At 53.8% G+C, this 558-nt stretch carries 2 protein-coding genes; both read right to left on the bottom strand.

Translation table 11 applies throughout. The annotated features are described in order from the left end of the window. Positions 1 to 257, bottom strand: a 257-nt coding sequence (locus QZL71_RS13190; RefSeq protein ID WP_294649211.1) for a relaxase/mobilization nuclease domain-containing protein, incomplete at its 3' end; no start/stop codon positions are given. Beyond that, the gene (gene mobC / locus QZL71_RS13185) at positions 218 to 547 is read right to left on the bottom strand and encodes a plasmid mobilization protein (RefSeq protein WP_015536573.1); all 330 of its coding nucleotides are present in this window, start codon (positions 545 to 547) and stop codon (positions 218 to 220) included. The genes mobC and QZL71_RS13190, both read right to left, overlap by 40 nt. Positions 548 to 558 lie beyond the last annotated feature (11 nt).

Below are 558 nucleotides of genomic sequence, written 5' to 3'. Positions count from 1 at the left end.
GCAAGCTGCCGGCCAATCTCGTGGGCCTGCTCCGGCGTGGTTTCGCCCGGCGCAAAAGACTGTATCAGGTGGTGGGCCAGATTGTTGCCTTTCTGCATGGCCTGTGACAGCAGCAGTTCAAATTCGATGTCGGCGGTTTCGTAGGAGCAGGCAAAGGAGGATACCAGCATCTTTTCATCCGTCTTTGCCGGATTCTCGATGTAGTCCAGTGCCTTTTTCAGCGTTGACTTGATAGGATGTATCTTTGTAATTGCCATATCTGCGCCAATGCTCCCTTGATGTCCGCAACGTCTTGTGTGTACAGCGGCCCCATGCTGTTCAGCCGCCGCGCGATCTGATTGACGTTGACACCAATCTTTTGCAGTTCGGCGGTTTGCGCCCGGATGTCGGTGGTGTCGATGTGGACAACATAACCATCTATCAGCATCTTCCGGGCGTAGGCAGAAAAATTCCGTGTGTGCAGCAGAGCCATCTTCTGCCGGATAAGTTCCTGTTCCTCCGGCGTCACGGGAACACGCAGAACAATTTTTCGGGTTCGGTTCGTCATAGTTTCACCTC

The sequence above is a fragment of the uncultured Faecalibacterium sp. genome, assembly GCF_900066275.1.
GTDB lineage: Bacteria > Bacillota > Clostridia > Oscillospirales > Ruminococcaceae > Faecalibacterium > Faecalibacterium taiwanense.
Note: the sequence above shows the minus strand (reverse complement) of the source record. Positions and strands in the feature narration are given on the sequence as shown.